The sequence below is a fragment of the Deinococcus murrayi DSM 11303 genome (assembly GCF_000482805.1).
Lineage (GTDB): Bacteria > Deinococcota > Deinococci > Deinococcales > Deinococcaceae > Deinococcus > Deinococcus murrayi.
Genome location: NZ_AXWT01000001.1, coordinates 18,966 through 33,466, shown reverse-complemented (window position 1 = coordinate 33,466; position 14,501 = coordinate 18,966). Strand labels below are relative to the sequence as shown.

The 14,501-nt window shown below is 66.4% G+C and carries 22 protein-coding genes; 16 read left to right on the top strand and 6 right to left on the bottom strand.

The window, feature by feature from the left end; genetic code table 11:
• Positions 1-73: 73 nt before the first annotated feature.
• The 9 genes from H565_RS16930 to H565_RS16180 all read left to right on the top strand — a co-directional run bounded on the left by H565_RS16930 (position 74) and on the right by H565_RS16180 (position 5,876).
• Complete coding sequence (locus tag H565_RS16930) at positions 74-202, top strand: hypothetical protein (RefSeq protein ID WP_281170888.1); 129 nt, start codon at positions 74-76, stop codon at positions 200-202.
• Positions 199-2,253 carry a hypothetical protein gene (locus tag H565_RS0100205; protein ID WP_027459259.1) on the top strand — a complete coding sequence of 685 codons (2,055 nt, stop codon included), beginning with the start codon at positions 199-201 and terminating at the stop codon, positions 2,251-2,253. Before H565_RS16930 ends, H565_RS0100205 begins: the two co-directional genes overlap by 4 nt.
• Before the next feature lie 8 nt (positions 2,254-2,261).
• Positions 2,262-2,723 carry a hypothetical protein gene (locus tag H565_RS0100200; RefSeq protein ID WP_027459258.1) on the top strand — a complete coding sequence of 154 codons (462 nt, stop codon included), beginning with the start codon at positions 2,262-2,264 and terminating at the stop codon, positions 2,721-2,723.
• Positions 2,720-3,400, top strand: coding sequence for a hypothetical protein (locus H565_RS0100195; protein ID WP_157468823.1), 681 nt, complete (start codon positions 2,720-2,722; stop codon positions 3,398-3,400). The genes H565_RS0100200 and H565_RS0100195 overlap by 4 nt, the downstream gene beginning before the upstream one ends.
• Positions 3,401-3,459: 59 nt before the next feature.
• Entirely contained in the window at positions 3,460-3,909 is a 450-nt protein-coding gene (locus H565_RS0100190) for a hypothetical protein (RefSeq protein ID WP_027459256.1), read from the top strand.
• Entirely contained in the window at positions 3,906-4,820 is a 915-nt protein-coding gene (locus H565_RS0100185) for a hypothetical protein (RefSeq protein ID WP_027459255.1), read from the top strand. Before H565_RS0100190 ends, H565_RS0100185 begins: the two co-directional genes overlap by 4 nt.
• A gap of 74 nt (positions 4,821-4,894) precedes the next feature.
• A complete protein-coding gene (locus H565_RS0100180) occupies positions 4,895-5,275 on the top strand; it encodes a hypothetical protein (RefSeq protein ID WP_027459254.1) in 381 nt (126 codons plus the stop codon).
• Positions 5,275-5,730 (top strand): hypothetical protein, encoded by a 456-nt coding sequence (locus H565_RS13760; RefSeq protein WP_034407801.1) that lies wholly within the window; start codon positions 5,275-5,277, stop codon positions 5,728-5,730. The genes H565_RS0100180 and H565_RS13760 overlap by 1 nt, the downstream gene beginning before the upstream one ends.
• On the top strand, positions 5,727-5,876 hold the full coding sequence (locus tag H565_RS16180) for a hypothetical protein (RefSeq protein ID WP_157468822.1): 150 nt from the start codon (positions 5,727-5,729) through the stop codon (positions 5,874-5,876). Before H565_RS13760 ends, H565_RS16180 begins: the two co-directional genes overlap by 4 nt.
• Before the next feature lie 4 nt (positions 5,877-5,880).
• On the opposite strand, the gene H565_RS15870 is transcribed toward H565_RS16180, so the two are convergent.
• Positions 5,881-6,453, bottom strand: a complete 573-nt coding sequence (locus H565_RS15870; RefSeq protein ID WP_084542836.1) for an HNH endonuclease — start codon at positions 6,451-6,453, stop codon at positions 5,881-5,883.
• A 254-nt stretch (positions 6,454-6,707) separates the two neighbouring features.
• Between H565_RS15870 and H565_RS13745 the strand changes: the two genes are divergently transcribed.
• The 3 genes from H565_RS13745 (at position 6,708) to H565_RS0100150 (ending at position 9,428) form a co-directional block, all read left to right on the top strand.
• Positions 6,708-7,364, top strand: coding sequence for a glycoside hydrolase family 19 protein (locus H565_RS13745; protein ID WP_051363332.1), 657 nt, complete (start codon positions 6,708-6,710; stop codon positions 7,362-7,364).
• Positions 7,348-7,680 carry a hypothetical protein gene (locus tag H565_RS0100155; RefSeq protein WP_027459253.1) on the top strand — a complete coding sequence of 111 codons (333 nt, stop codon included), beginning with the start codon at positions 7,348-7,350 and terminating at the stop codon, positions 7,678-7,680. The genes H565_RS13745 and H565_RS0100155 overlap by 17 nt, the downstream gene beginning before the upstream one ends.
• Positions 7,681-7,769: 89 nt before the next feature.
• Complete coding sequence (locus H565_RS0100150) at positions 7,770-9,428, top strand: site-specific DNA-methyltransferase (RefSeq protein ID WP_034407797.1); 1,659 nt, start codon at positions 7,770-7,772, stop codon at positions 9,426-9,428.
• Between the two features lie 132 nt (positions 9,429-9,560).
• Here the strand turns inward: H565_RS0100150 and H565_RS0100145 are convergent, their stop codons facing one another.
• Genes H565_RS0100145 through H565_RS15550 form a run of 5 tightly spaced genes read right to left on the bottom strand, consistent with a single transcriptional unit; the run spans position 9,561 to position 12,097 of the window.
• A complete protein-coding gene (locus H565_RS0100145; protein ID WP_027459251.1) occupies positions 9,561-10,457 on the bottom strand; it encodes a DUF3560 domain-containing protein in 897 nt (298 codons plus the stop codon).
• Positions 10,454-10,825 carry a hypothetical protein gene (locus H565_RS0100140; protein ID WP_027459250.1) on the bottom strand — a complete coding sequence of 124 codons (372 nt, stop codon included), beginning with the start codon at positions 10,823-10,825 and terminating at the stop codon, positions 10,454-10,456. Before H565_RS0100140 ends, H565_RS0100145 begins: the two co-directional genes overlap by 4 nt.
• Entirely contained in the window at positions 10,825-11,301 is a 477-nt protein-coding gene (locus tag H565_RS0100135) for a hypothetical protein (RefSeq protein WP_027459249.1), read from the bottom strand. Before H565_RS0100135 ends, H565_RS0100140 begins: the two co-directional genes overlap by 1 nt.
• On the bottom strand, positions 11,298-11,633 hold the full coding sequence (locus tag H565_RS0100130; RefSeq protein WP_027459248.1) for a hypothetical protein: 336 nt from the start codon (positions 11,631-11,633) through the stop codon (positions 11,298-11,300). Before H565_RS0100130 ends, H565_RS0100135 begins: the two co-directional genes overlap by 4 nt.
• Positions 11,630-12,097, bottom strand: a complete 468-nt coding sequence (locus H565_RS15550) for a hypothetical protein (RefSeq protein ID WP_051363331.1) — start codon at positions 12,095-12,097, stop codon at positions 11,630-11,632. Before H565_RS15550 ends, H565_RS0100130 begins: the two co-directional genes overlap by 4 nt.
• 126 nt (positions 12,098-12,223) lie before the next feature.
• Between H565_RS15550 and H565_RS0100120 the strand changes: the two genes are divergently transcribed.
• The 4 genes from H565_RS0100120 (at position 12,224) to H565_RS0100100 (ending at position 14,206) form a co-directional block, all read left to right on the top strand.
• Positions 12,224-12,445 (top strand): hypothetical protein, encoded by a 222-nt coding sequence (locus H565_RS0100120; RefSeq protein ID WP_157468821.1) that lies wholly within the window; start codon positions 12,224-12,226, stop codon positions 12,443-12,445.
• Between the two features lie 132 nt (positions 12,446-12,577).
• Complete coding sequence (locus H565_RS16175) at positions 12,578-13,291, top strand: type IIL restriction-modification enzyme MmeI (RefSeq protein ID WP_157468820.1); 714 nt, start codon at positions 12,578-12,580, stop codon at positions 13,289-13,291.
• Between the two features lie 49 nt (positions 13,292-13,340).
• A complete protein-coding gene (locus H565_RS16730) occupies positions 13,341-13,988 on the top strand; it encodes an excalibur calcium-binding domain-containing protein (RefSeq protein ID WP_027459245.1) in 648 nt (215 codons plus the stop codon).
• Positions 13,985-14,206, top strand: a complete 222-nt coding sequence (locus H565_RS0100100) for a hypothetical protein (protein ID WP_027459244.1) — start codon at positions 13,985-13,987, stop codon at positions 14,204-14,206. Before H565_RS16730 ends, H565_RS0100100 begins: the two co-directional genes overlap by 4 nt.
• The last annotated feature ends 295 nt before the right edge of the window (positions 14,207-14,501 follow it).

Here is a 14,501-nt window from a genome sequence, read left to right as displayed (position 1 = left end):
GCCCGTACCACCGCTGGCTCCCCACCGCCGTCCCCCGCTCCCGGCGGGGAATCCTCAGACGGGGCAACCCGACATGCCCCCGCTGAAGGCCCGCCCGGTGCTGGATGAGGCCTTCATCCCCCCGCCCCCCGCCTATGACTCTCCGCAGCGACCTGGCCTGTGGGCCATCACCCGGCAACGGTTCGGAGGTGAGCCGATGTGACCGGCCCCGACTCCCAGACGAGCGAGTTGCATATCCCATATACGGGCGCGGGCGGCGTCTTCGGAGGCGAGCGCGGCACGAGCGGGGTGCCCCAGTTCGTGGTGCTGGATGACGGCAAACTCACCGAGCTGGCAGGCGCACCAGCGGTAGACCACGACGCCCGCACGCTGAGCTTCTTTAAAGACGACATCGACTATGCCCCTGAACTCTCTCCTCCGGCGGTGCGCTTTGAGCGGACGCCGGAGCGTTTTAGGTACCGGGACCCCGCCTATACCTGGCGCGACGCGGTGACGGGCGAGGAGGTCACGTACACCCACTGGGTGATGGGCAGCGGCACGGCGGTAAACGTTCAGGAACGGGCGGGGGGCGTGAACCGTTGGCGCTTTTATGACACGCTCCAGCGCTATGACGGAGGCCGGGAGGAACGAGCCTATCCCGCGCTGACGCAGACGCAGACGGTGCGGGCATGGGATTTTCAATGGGAGTTCTTTTTGCCACGCACCAGCCGGGACGCCTACCGCACCCCGGACGCGGACACCACCCGCGTAGCCGACGCCTACCGCGAGGTCGTCATCAACAAGTGGGGCAGCGACCCCAAGGACGTGCACCAACTGGTCCAGACCTATGTGCAGGGGCACGTTCGGGGGGTGTGGCGGTGGGGCGACGTGGCGGTCGGGTGGCTCGACGGCCCCCTGACGTACTTCCACGAGGTGACGGCGGTGCGGGGCCATCACTACTCTGAGCAAACTGGCGAGGTCATCGCCACCCTGGTGGACTGTTGGCTGACCATCGCCTCCCTCACCCAGCAGACCTGGGGCGTCCGGCCTCCAGGGGCCACCCCGCTGATGGATTGGGTAGCGGTCTATGGCGAGGGGGCACAGACCTATTCCAGGGAGTACCGACCCGTCGCCTATGTGACCCGGCGAGGCCTTCCCTTAGCAGAGGCTGCCACCGTACTGCGCGACATCGAGCGCACCGCGTGGGGACAACGACCGATGCCAACAGGCCCCTCGTTCCGCGCCTGGGGAGGTGCCGTCCGGGTAGACGGCCCGCGCCAGGCTGCCCTAGGGAGGTTGGACGGTGGGGAGGGGGAGCCTGCGGCCACTCTCACCGCTTTCGGGCATACGTTCCGGGGCGGCACCTGGGCAGCGCTGCGGGACACGCCGTTGGTGCGCGAGGACGGCACGATGGACTGGGAGCGTGTCATCGTGCTGCACGCCTCTAAAACCACCGTGACGGCGGTACGGCCCGATGGCAGCCGGGCCGCCATCCCCCGCGAGCAGTTCGAGCGAGAGATTTTGCGGGTCTCGCCAGGGGCGTTCGTCGGATTCAACTCGGTGGGCACCCTCTTCAATACCTGGCCGCCCCAGTGGGCCTGGTGCGACTGCCAGGGGGAGACGCGGGCCATCGCCGCACACGACCCCTGGCGGGACAGCTACAAGAGGGGCGAAGCCCCGGACGCGCCGAAGCGCCCCACACACTGGAACTGGACCGGGCGGCCCGGCAGGCGGCCACAGAAACCGCCTCCGGTCCCCGCCGCCCCGCTGGGCCTCACGCTGGCGGACGTGACCGGAGCGGTGGAGCACGACGAACCGCTCCGGCGGGGGGAAGCGCCGCTGCTGCTGCCGCTGACGGCCACCGTGGCAGGAGAGGACGTGCGGGCGAAAGTCGCCAAGAGGGTGCTGTACCCGCCTGCCGAGTGGCCTGAGGAGCTGAACGACCGCACCAGCACACGCGGCCCGCTCACGCTGACGTTCAAGCTGCCGGACCCGCCCCGCCCGGCCAGCGGGGACGACCCCGGCGAGACGTGGGAGGCAGCGCTGGTGCTGCGGCTGCGGACCAGGGCGGACACCATCACGGTGAACGGAGAGAGCGTCACCCTGAGCAAACTCGGTCATAACGCAGACGAGCGGCGCGGTTGGCATCCCTACGTGGTGCCGGTGCCGGTGGCCGCCGCCTACACCCTGGAGTACGAGGGACAGTGCAGCCGCGCCCTGCTGTGCGTGCGGGTCATGCCAGTGCCAGGCGAGAGCGGTCCCATCCTCATTTAAGGAGTCCCATGCACATCCCCAATCCCATCCTGCTCGCCGGGGCCACCCCGGCGAGCGGCCTCATCCTGGAGGTCACCGCCGGGCGCGGTGGCCTCGCCGGGTATATCCTGCTCGGCCAGCACGGCCCCCCCGCTGCCGTGGAGGTCAGCGGGGATGGCGGCACAACCTGGGAGGCACCCTCCTACCCTCACGCCCTCGCCCCTGGCCTGCTGCGGCTGACCCGCACAGACGAGAGCGCCAGCGTGACTACCCTCCGGGCGCTGGCCCCCGTGGACGAGGCCCCGCCGCCTGAGCCGGGGCCTGGGGTCCCCGGCCTGGACCCCTACACCGTCATCACCGACGCGCAGGGCTACCAGACCATCACCAACGCCGACGCGACCACCGACGCGGACGGCTATCAGACCATCTCTGACGGGGCCGCCACGGCGGACGCCCAGGGATACGAGTCGGTGGAGAGAGAGGGCCTATGAGCGCAGGACCGTATCCGACCAAGGCCATGCACCAGGACATGCTGGCTGGAAACTACACGCACGTCGCGCGACTGCTCGATCAGGGGCTGTCCCCGACGCCCAGCAGCGAGGTGAGGCAGGTGAAGGTTTCCCTCCGGGGGGTGGCCCTCCGAGTGGCCGGGCTCATGGTCTTCACCGGCCCTCAGGCTTCGCCCCCCGCCTTGGAGATGGGCATCAGTTCTCCGGATTTCGCGGCGGGGACGCTGGGCAGCATGATCGCGACCCTGGTCGTCCGGCCCAACCCTTGGGATGAGGGTTGGACGGAGGTGGTCGTGCCGCAGACGAGATGGGAGAGGGGGGTTCAAACGCACGTTGATCTGAACCTCTACGTCCCACGGGGGGTGAGCGTGGGCCTGCTCGCGGATCGCCCCAACTGGCCCGCTGGCTTGGAAGCCGTGGCGCTGAACGGCAGTTACGACCAGTTGCCGGGCTACCCCGCGCTCGATGTGCTGGAGGAGCCTCTGGAAGGCCTCGCCGTCGTCCGGGTGCCAACCGCGCCCACAGCGGTGATGCGCCGCCTCACGGAGGTGGTCTGGCCGCTGGGTGGGCCTCCCTACCTGCACCTGGTGGAGCCTGCGCCTGCGGGTGAAGAGGGAGCGCACTACCACCTCCCCCTGACCCCCGGCCTGCCCCAGTAGCCCCCTCTCCCCGCCCCAGCCCCCGCACCCGGCTGGGGCTGACCTTTCTGGAGGTGATCATGCTCAACCTACGAGTCGGCCTGCTCAATCTCTGGCGCTACAACCGTGCCATCCTCGGCGTCGCGGACCCCGCCGATGGCGAGTTCGCGGTCCCGGTGAGCCTCGCCGCGCCCCTGCCCGTCACGGTGGTGAGTGGCGGCTCCGCCCCCGACACCGCGCCCCTCGTTTCCCTCTCGCGCTCGACCGTCACCATGACCGCGCAGGTGCAGGCGCTCCCGGCCATCCCAGCGGGGGCGCGGGCGGCCCGTGTCGCCGTGGAGGGGGGAGCGGTCCGCATCGCCACCTGCCAGCCTCAACCCACCCCCACGGACGGGGAGCGCTGGGGGGATGGCACGGTCTGGGAAGTCAGCGGCCCGGACCTGCTGAACCTGCGCGTGGTGGCCGCGAGTGGCGCACCGACCTTGCACGTGACGTATCTGGGCGACGCACCCAGTGGGGGGGGGCTATGAGTATTAAAAACATCACCATCGGTCTGCAAAACGCCGTCGTGACGGACGGCACCACCATTACGGGCGACGGGACGGAGGGCAATCCGCTGACCGCGCACTTGACGGGGGGTGGCTCCGGCGCGGGGCTGCCGTCCGGCGGGAGTGTGGGGCAGGTGCTGACGAAAACCGGGCCGGGAGATGGGGAAGCGGGCTGGGTCAATCCTGTGGGGGGTGCGCCGCCGCCCGCCGGTGGCGTTGGCCCCGTGTACCTGCAGGGCGGCAACGCGCAGGTTGTGGAATACAACTCGGCCCCGCGAGATGGCGAGTTGGGTCCCAACCGTTACTACGCGGGGTTCCGGCTGCACTACAGGGCGCAGCAGGCGCTGGCGTTCAACCGGCTCCGGATGACGTGGCACTCTCTGGACTACACGGGCAATGTCCCCATCGAAGTCCACGTGACGGGGCCAGACTATGCCACCTCTGCCGCGACCGTGCAGGCGACGGGGGTGGCCGCTATCGGCAACGCTGTGGCGGAGCATGCGTGCACGCTGGACGGGGTGGTCAACGTGCAGGCAGGTCAATACCTCGTCATTGTTGTCCGGAATGATGGCGCGCTGACACCGCGTTTCGCCACCTCTGCCGCGCCCACTCTGCCCGCCCCGCTCGCGGGGGGCCTCCTGACGTATATCGGCGCAATGTCGTTTGACACCAACATTGTCGGGAGCGGCATTCCCCTGCTCGCGTTCCTGGGCGCGGTCGCGAAGGGGGTCCTCGGCCCCCTCGACCCCATTGACGTGCCCCGCGTCTCCGACCTCGCTCACCTCCCCAACGGCGGCCAGGCCCTCTACATCGGGGTCACCCCACCCCGCCCGGTCTACCGCGCCCCAGATGGCACCCTCTACTACGGCCCGGCGTATAGCACGACTCCCTAACCCCCGCGCCCCCAGGGCGGGGGCGCCTCCTTTTCTCTTCCTTCCCCTCCCTTCCGAGGTACCCTTTGCCCACGTTGTCCACCCTGCGCCACCTCTGCGGCGGCGCGCACTGGCTTTTTCGGCTCTTCACCGCACTGATAACCCTGGGCTTCGGGCTGGTGTGCCTCTTTCAGCCCGACCTGTTCGGCCAGGGGCGCTCGTTTCAGGGGATGGCCTGGCTGCCCCAGCTCGCCTGGGGGGCGGGGGCGGTCATCACCGGGCTGCTGCTGCTCGCCCTGCCCGCCGGGCTGCCCCGGCGGCTGGCTTACCTCGCTGCCGTTTTTTTTCATCTGTCGGTGACCGTCAGCTTCACGCTGGGAGCGGGCACCATCCTCACGGGCACCACCACCTACGGCATCCTCGCGCTCTGCATCGCGTATGCGACGGCGACGGAAACCGGCCACCGGGGGGGTTGATGGACCCCGCCATCATCACCGCCATCATCGCCTCGACGGGCACCATCGTGGTCGGCTACATGGGGTTTTTGCACAACCGCCTCAGCGCTGCGAAATCGGCGGAGCAGGCCATGATTGAGCGGCTCGAAAAGCGGCTCGACAAGCAGGATGCCGAAATCAAAGAACTGGAAGCCAAGCTCGCCCGCACCGAGCAGCGTGCCGAGACGCTGGAACGCGAGAACGACCAGCTCAAGGAACGCGTCCGCAAACTCGAAGGCGAGCGGGCGGCGGTCGAGCTGCTGAACGCGACCCTGACCGCCGAGAACGAGCGCCTGAAAACGGACCTCCAGACGGCCACCCGGCACAGCAGCGAGCTGCTCGCGCAGGTGAGCGACCTGGAGTTCGAGAACCAGGCGCAGGCCCAGAAAATCGCCGAGTTGCAGGGGCGGCTGACCCCCGCAGGAGACTGCCCATGACCCCGACCCTGAACACCGAGCACATCCGCGCCGTGGCCCCCAGCAACCCCGACCCCGAAGCGGTGGCGCGGGCGCTGGCCCCGGTGGTGGCGCAGTACGAGATTGACCGCACCCCGGAGCGGCTGGGCATGTTCCTGGCGCAGTGAGGGGCTACTCAACGTGCTTCCAGCGTTCACCGTTGATGACGTTGTTGGCGTAGCTGTAGCTGATGCCAAATCGTTCGGCAACCTCGCGTTGATGCACCCCGGATTTACCCAGTCTGCGGATCTCTCTGACATCATCTTCCGTTAGCCGCGCCTGCCCGTTGCGACTACCTTTGGGTGGATTTTGCCTTCCCTTCGCCAGCATGTCCTGCATGTTGTCGCTCAAGGTGCCCATGAACAGGTGGTCTGGGTTGAAGCAGCGCGGGTTATCGCACCTATGACAGACGATCTGCTGTGAAGTCAGATCAAACCCCAGGTAAACGTGTGCTGATAGACGGGGCACCCGATATTGCTTGTACGCGACGGTGACAACGCCGTAGCTCTTTCTGCCTAGCCCCGCAGTCCACTCCCAGCAACCTGTAGTGCTGTCGATCTGTCGATGCTTGAGAAGCTTCTCCTGTAGGCGCTCCTTACTCATGGACCGGCGGTTTGTGTTACCGCACTCTACGGAGCAAAAACGTCTCCTTGCCTGAGTGGAGAGAAATACCTTGCCGCAATAAGCACAGGCTATGCTTTCCATGTCAGTACCTCCTATGTACTGGCCGCGCCGGGGGGTGTTGGACGCACCGTTACCCCGGCACTCACGTCTCCTATAATACCCCTCCCCGCGCTCCTGGCGCGGTTTTTTGTTGCGAGGCACGCATGAACTTAGTCCTGAACGTTGATCATATTCGGGCCGTCGCTCCAAGCAACCCCAGCCCTCAGCTTGTGGTCGACGCCTTACTCCCCGTCCTAGCGAAATACGAGATTGACCGTACGCCCGAGAGGATGGCAATGTTTTTGGCCTCCTGGGCGCACGAATCCAACTTCATCTGTCAGAGCGAGAACCTGAACTACTCGGCCCAGCGCCTCACCGAGGTCTGGCCGAACCGCTTCCCGACGCTGGCCTCGGCCCAGCCCTACGCGGGCAACCCGCAGGCGCTGGCGAACAAGGTCTACAACGGGCGCATGGGCAACCGCCCCGGCAGCAACGACGGCTGGACCTACCGGGGGCGGGGCTGGCCGCAGCTCACCGGGCGGGACGCCTACCGCACCTACGGAGGCCTGATTGGCAGGGACCTGGAGGGGAACCCTGGGCTGATGCTCCAGGCAGACGTGAGCGCGGCGGTCTGCGGGGCCTACTGGGCCACGCGCGGCCTCAATCGCCATGCCGACGCGGGGGACATGATTGCCGTCACGAAGGGTATCAACGGGGGGCAGAACGGCCTGGAAGACCGGCTGCGGCGTTACCGAGCTGTTATCGGGATGCTGCGCGAGCAGGCGGCGGCGCTCGCAGGCCAGGAGCCTGTGGTCTACCCGACTGTCCGGCGGCTGATTGTCAACGGCGTGGAGATGGACCCAGCCACGGCGGTCATCGAAGGGGACAGCATTCGCCTGCCCAGCGGAACGCACCGCATTGTGCGGCTAACGACCCATGTCGCGACCCGCTGAAGCGCCGCTCGCCCGGCTGCGGCGGGTGATGGTGCCGGGCACGACGGGGGGCGTGTACACCCTTCTGCCGGGGGCGCTGGGCTTCTTCGTGGTGCTGGCGCTGTACGTCCACTCCTACGCCACGGGCCGCCCCATGCCGGGGGTGACCGGCGAGCTGCTGACCGCCTCGGTGGGGATGCTGGGCGTGCACACCCTGCGCGGCATCAGCGCGGACCGGGCGAACGCGGCCAATGGGGTCACGCCCGTTCCGGCGGACCCCACTGACCCGGCCCTCGCGGCAGAGGGGCTGCCGGACCTGCGTCCGCGAGAACGGTGACGGGCGGCGTTGAAAGAAACCTGAGAGACCGCGAGGTTTACCGTGCCCCTCATCATGCCTCACAACTCGCTTTCCCCACTGTTCCGGCCATGACCCGCAACGTCTTATACCAAGGGGATAACCTGAAGGTGTTGCGGGAACTTGCGACGGAATCCGTCGACCTGATTTATCTCGACCCGCCCTTCAACAGCCAGGCCAACTACAACATCCTGTTCAGAGACCACCAGGGGGAAGGCAACCATGCTCAGGCCTTTGCCTTCCAGGACACCTGGGTTTGGGGCGAAGAGAGCGAGCAGGCCATGCACGACCTCACCGTCTCGCATGGAGCGTTGGCCGAGTTTCTCCAGCAGATGGTCTCTCGCTTTCGGGGAAGCAGCCTGAGCGCCTATCTGGTGATGATGGCGGTGCGGCTCGTCGAGCTGCACCGGGTGCTCAAGCCGACAGGCAGCCTCTACCTGCACTGTGACCCGACGGCCAGCCACTACCTCAAGGTGGTTCTGGATTTGATTTTCGGTATCGAAAACTTCCGCAATGAGATTGTCTGGAAGCGCAGCGATGCCAAAGGCAATAGCGGTCAGGGGGCACGCCATTATGGCCGCAACACCGATTCCATTTTGTTCTATGGACGCAGTGAGCAAGTGACCTTTCATCAGCAATATGTGCCGCTCTCTGCTGAATACATCGAGCAGTTCTACCGCTACCAAGACCCTGATGGCCGTCGGTACAAGCTGGACAACATGCTCGGCCCTGGGGGGGCATCGAAGGGAAATCCGTACTACGAGGTGATGGGGGTCGCGCGCCACTGGCGCTATAGCCGCGAGCGAATGCAGCAACTTATCGCCGAAGAGCGCGTGATTCAAACCCGTCCAGGAACTGTGCCCATGTACAAGCGTTATCTGGATGAGAGCCGCGGCGTCCCAGTAGGCAATCTATGGACCGACATTTCGTTTCTGCGGGGCCACAGCAGAGAGAAGCTCGGCTACCCGACTCAAAAGCCGGTCGCGCTGCTAGAGCGCATCATCGCCACCAGCAGCAACCCCGGTGACGTGGTGCTCGACCCATTCTGCGGCTGCGGCACCACGGTCAGCGCCGCTCAGAAGCTGGGGCGGGCCTGGGTTGGCATCGACATCACCCATCTGAGCGTGCAGCTCATCAAGGCCCGCCTGCGCCGCGACTTCGGCCTCCTTCCTCAGCGGGATTACGACGAGGTGTTCCTGCCGGTCGATGCAGAAACGGCCCGCAATCTCGCCGAGAACCACCCCTTCCAGTTTCAGTTCTGGATTGTCACCGAGGTGGGGGGAACGCCGTTCGGGGCGGTGGGGGACAGTAAGAAGGGGAAGAAGGGAGCGGACAAAGGCGTCGACGGCTATCTCTATTTCCGGACGCCGACCGGGGGAAAGGTCGAAAAGGTCATCCTGAGCGTGAAAGCCGGGCGCAATCTAAACCCCGGCATGGTGCGCGACCTGCACGGCACGGTCGAGCGCGAGAAGGCGGCGATGGGAGTGTTGCTGCTGGCGCATGAGCCGTCTCGCGGCATGGTGCAAGGAGCCAGTGAGGCGGGGTCTTACGTCTGGGAGGGCACCACCTACCCTAAGATTCAACTGCTCACCGCCGCACAGGTCCTGGATGGCAAGAGGATTCGGATGCCCGCCGGGTCCGCCAACGTCAGCTTCGAACGCCGCGAGGTCAAGAGCCTGACCGGAAAGCGGGCCAAGGATAAGGGCGCTGACCCCCTGTTCCGTAATTGAGGGGCTGAGGGCCAACGGGTGTGCCGCCATGCTCCCTGTGAGCCCCCACCCCGACCCCCACGCCTAGGCCAACGCCGAGCAGGGCAGCAGGAGGCCCCGGGTCTGCGGACTCGGGGCCTCTCTCGTTGCGTGTCAACCGCTGGTGGGCATTTCCTCCGGGGACACCGGCCAAAGCTCGTACGGCGGCACCGCCCACTCCCAGCCCTTCGTCGGCCCCGTGAGCTGCCGCACCTTGACGTTCTTCGGCCCTACCCGCACCACCTCGCAGCGGCCGTAGCGCCTGGTGTCCACCACATCGCCTTTCTTGTAGGCGGTGGCCGGCGCGAATGGCTCCGGGTTCAGGCTGGCCAGCCGCGCCCGCTCAAACTCCAGCCGCAGCTCCAAGTGCTCGGTCCAGCGCCGCCAGTGTGCCGCACTCCGGTCCCACGAGGCCTGCGTCTCTGGAGTGGGTGGACGCGCCTCCAGATCTGCGAGCGACCGCTGCACCACGCGCCGCTCGGCTTCCAGCTTCTCAATCCGCCGCCGGACCACGCCGGGGTCGCTCTTCTGCCTGGCCCGGCGCTCCGCGCCCGCCGCTCTGCCGCGCCAGTACTCCGCCTTGCGGCCCTCTTCGACGGCCTTCCGCATGTTCTGGTCACTGCGCTCGATAGCCCGGCGGTGACGCCCCTCAGAGTGATGCCCGATTTTCACGGGCTCGCCGCCAGGGGGCAGCCCCTGCATGGCGGCCCGCGCCCGTGCATCCGACCGACTCTCAGCAGCGGCGGCGCGGCCCGCGGAGCGGGTGATCCTGGCGTCCGGGTCGTCGGGGTCGGCCTCATGCCCGATCTCTCCCACGAACTCCAGGAGGAAGTCCTCGCGCCCCGGCGTCCACTTCGCCACCCAGGCCTCCGAGCCGCGCCACCACTTGAACCCAGCCGCGCGGGTGCGGGCGTAGGCGTCGGCATCCAGGCGGGCACCGGGATTCCAGCGCAGTGTGTCGTCGTCCAAGTGGTAGGTCGCCTTGCCCAGCGTCTCGCGGTCGCCGGTCATGACCGATCCTCTGTCCAGGCCCGCATGACCAGGCCCTCGGCCTCGTCGATCTCCACGTTCACGCGGTGGCCCATGACGCGACCGAGCTGGACAGCCTCACGAACGGCAGGCACAGCGGCAATCAGGGCATGGAGTTCGAGGACCTCGCCTCCGGCCTCGACGATGAGCGCAAACGGCTCCCGCCAGTTCTCCGGGATGGTCAGCTCCACGTCGGCGAGGATGCGGCGGCCCGTTTCGGAGGCGGGCAGGTCGGCCAACCGCATGACGACCAGTCCAGCCGCCTCCAGCTTCTCCAGGGTGCGCTCGGCACCCCGGCCCAGGGCGGCGAGGGCTTCCGCCCGCGCGGCCTCTAGATCGGGGCGCAGCATCAGACCACCGCCTCGACGGTCAGGGTGTCCTGATACCCGAAGGTGCCGACGCCCTCACGAGTGATGAATACCTCCCAGTGGACGTGGCCCACCTGCACCGCCGTCTCGGCTTCGATGCCCAGCAGCGGCGCAGCTCTCACAGCAGCAGAGGCCGGGCTAGGCGCGTGCAGGCGAACCGAGGCTTCGCCCCGGCTGACGCGGTACTCGCGGCGCAGCTCCTGGGCGAGGTCGTGCAGCTCGTTGCGACCCAGGTGGACGGCCATGTACGCGCAGCAGCCGGCCAGCAGCGAGCGGTGGGCTTCGAGTATCTCACCGCCATCCTTGAGGAGGGCCTGCATTTCGCGGACCTCTCCCAAGCGGCGCTGGAGGGTGTCGGGGAGGGGAGAGGTTTCGTCCCCCTCCCGGCGCAGGATGGCGGCGAGGGCCGCCGCCGCCGCGTGCCGCTGGAAGCGGCCCAGTCGGAAGGAGGGGATCACAGTGCCGCCTCCCGCGTGACTTCCAGCAGTCGGAGCTGGTAGCGCAGGGTGTTCAGCATCGCCTGAGCGACGTCGAGGTCGCGCCGGGCGTCCCGCAGGCCGTCTTGCGCCGCCTTGAGGGCGCTGTACTCCTCGGAAAGGGAGAGGCGGAGGTTGGCCTTGCGCTCGGCCTCGTTGCGGCCTTCGACACCGTCCGTCACCGCTTGGGCCTCAGCGAACTCCAACTCGAAGCGCACGTCGGCTTCCATCTGGGCGCTGCGGGTGTACTCGCGGATGGCCCTGACGAGTTCGGCGGTGGCAGCCTCCAGGACCTCAGGGGTGAGGCGGGTCACGCGGCCACGCTCCCGGTGGTCCGCCCGAGTTGCCCGTAGGCGTAACTGCGGAGAGTCGCGGCCTCCTGTGCGGTCAGGGTGGCGAGGCTGGCGACCGGACGCTCCAGGGCCTCGGTCGCCAGCAGGTAGTGCTCGTGGCTGCGGTAGCCCAGGCGGCCCAGTTCGCGGTGCAGCTCGCAGGCCCGCGCCTTGCCGATGGTGGGAGTGAAGCGCTCGTCGGCCAGCAGCGTGACGCGGCCGTCACGCTTGGCCCAGTTCAGGAGCCGCACAGCCTCTTTGGTGGGGATTTCTATACCGTCCGCCGTGGCGACGATGGGGAGGGTGCGCCCCTGCTCGTCGCGGCCACCGCTGAGAGTGACGGTGCGGGTGGCCACGAACACGCGGGCGCTGGGGCCGTCGCCGTAGTCGGCATAGAGGTCGAGCTTCCAGGTGCGGGTGATGCTGAGGGGACTGGTATCCTGCATAGCAATCTCCTAGAGGGGGATTCCAAGAAGGGGGAGTTTCCTAGGCCCCTTCCCTTCTTGGTGCTGTTATTTTAGTCTACAGGCTAATATTAGTCAAGAGGCTAAAATGCTGTTACGATGCTGGGTATGGACTGGGAAGAGTTGGAGGACTACCTGCGCGAACAGATCAAGGCGCAGCCCCGCGGGTTTCAGACTGCGCTCGCCGAGCGTCTGCAAGTCACGCCAGCGAGCGTTGCGGGGTACACCTCTCGGGGCAAAAGCATCCCGGTGAAGCACGTCAGTGTCATCCTTGACGCCTTAGGGCTCGAACTCGCTGTTCGGCCTAGAGAGCCAGTAAAGGAAAAGTAAGGACTCTAGCTATAGGATTAACTTGCCCAACCAGTTGCTACGTGTGAGCAAAGTTGTCTGCGCGGGGACAGCAAAAAAAGTTATCCACAGGCTTGAGGCCTGTGGAGTTGCCCCTGTTCCCAGAGACTTGCTATGCCCACACTCGATATCGATGCCTTTATTCAGCGCTGGGCCGCAAGCGGCGGTGCCGAGCGAGCCAACTATGGACAGTTCCTGAGTGAACTATGCCGTGTTCTAGACGTGCCGGAGCCAGAACCCACGCGACCGAACGATGCTGACAACGCCTACGTTTTTGAACGAAATGTGTATGAGATTCACGATGACGACAGAATCAGCCCGCGTCGGATAGACCTGTACCGTCGGGGCTGTTTCGTATTGGAAGCCAAGCAGGGCGTGGTCACCGTGCTGCGTGACCTACACGACGAGCTGGACGCACTGGTGCAGGCGGCTTACGGTTGGGAGGGCACCCTGACAGACCAAGAAGTGCTCACGCGCCTTGGAAACCTCAATGCCCTGCGTGCAGAAGAGGAGCGGCGTGGCAACATTCGCTATCTGCGAGAGGATTATCAAGATTCCAAAGGACGTGCTGTGCGTGATTTGGGGTTGGTGGTCCCGCAAGTCACTTCTGGGATCGGCCTCCCGCCCATCTTCCCCAAGAAGCTGCCTGAGCAGGTACAGGTCGTACGTGACCAACTGCGTAGCGCTGGCCGTCCGCTGACTTCTCAGCAACTGGCAAGTCAGTTCCGAGGGGTGGGACCGGAGAAAATGGGGGAGATCGTCGAAACCTTGGTGCTGCTTGGTCAAGTCCGTCAGATTGATGCGGACGTTACTCTGTACGCGGCGTAATAGTACATCTGCGTTCACGGCCTTGGCTTGAACCCCGTACCCTGTCCCTATGCGCCCCTTATCCCTGACGATCTTCCTGCTGGCGGCCTCTGCCACCGCCCAGGTGCCCGTTACCGTGACCGGCGTCCCAACCGTCACCGATGGTGACACCCTCCAGATTCGGGGCGTGAAGGTCCGCTTGCACGGTGTGGACGCCCCAGAGTCTTCTCAAAACTGCATTCGTGGTGGGCAGGTCTACGGTTGTGGCCGCGAGGCCGCCTTCGCGCTGGCTAATCTCGTCCAGAATAAGAACGTCACCTGCACCCGGAAGGACACTGACCGCTACGGGCGCATGGTCGGCGTGTGCAAGGTGGGCACCACTGAAATCAACCGCTGGCTTGTCGAGCAGGGGTGGGCGCTGCCCTACCTGGAGTACGGCGGTGGGGTCTACCGGGACGCGGAGGCCAGGGCGAAGGCGGCCAAGCGGGGCCTCTACGCGGGCACGTTCCAGAACCCCTGGGACTACCGGAAGAACCCCCAGAACCCGGCGACGGCGGGCACACCCCGGACGGCCGCGCCTGCTCCAGCGCCGGCAAGCAGCGTGCACTATAAAAACTGCGCCGCAGCGCGTGCGGCAGGGGCCGCACCCGTGCGGGTCGGGCAGCCGGGCTACGGCACGCACCTCGACCGTGACCGGGACGGAGTGGGATGCGAGTGAGTGACGGCGAGCATCACTCGCAGGCCAATGCGGAACAGGTGCGGGTGCTGCGAGAAGAGCTGGCAAACTCGGCTATGGCTCATCCGCCTACCCTTCGTTCGCCCTTCGGCCCCCGGTTCTGGATTACCCTGCTCCTTGTTCTGCTGATCGTGGCCGTGCTGGTTTTCGTGGCTTGGCCCGCGGTGCAGAACGTCACCCGAACAATCGAAGGATTTTAGGTCGCCCTACGGCAGCTCCGTGTAACGTGCTTGACGCCGCCTTCATGGGCGGCCTCATCGCTATTCTGTCCCCGTGCCCCGGACGAAAGAAGTACCGCAGAGCGTGTTGAAGGGGACAGGGAGTGGCCCGCTGCCGCCGATGCTGGAGCAGTATGTGCAGCTGCGGGACGAGGTTGCGGACAGGTTTCCTAACTCGGTCTTGCTGTTTCAAGTCAGCGAGACTGGGTTAGGAAATAAGGGGTGCACCGTGGGGGTGCGCCCTTCGCCCCGCTAGCCGAACGCCGCAGTCAGTAGA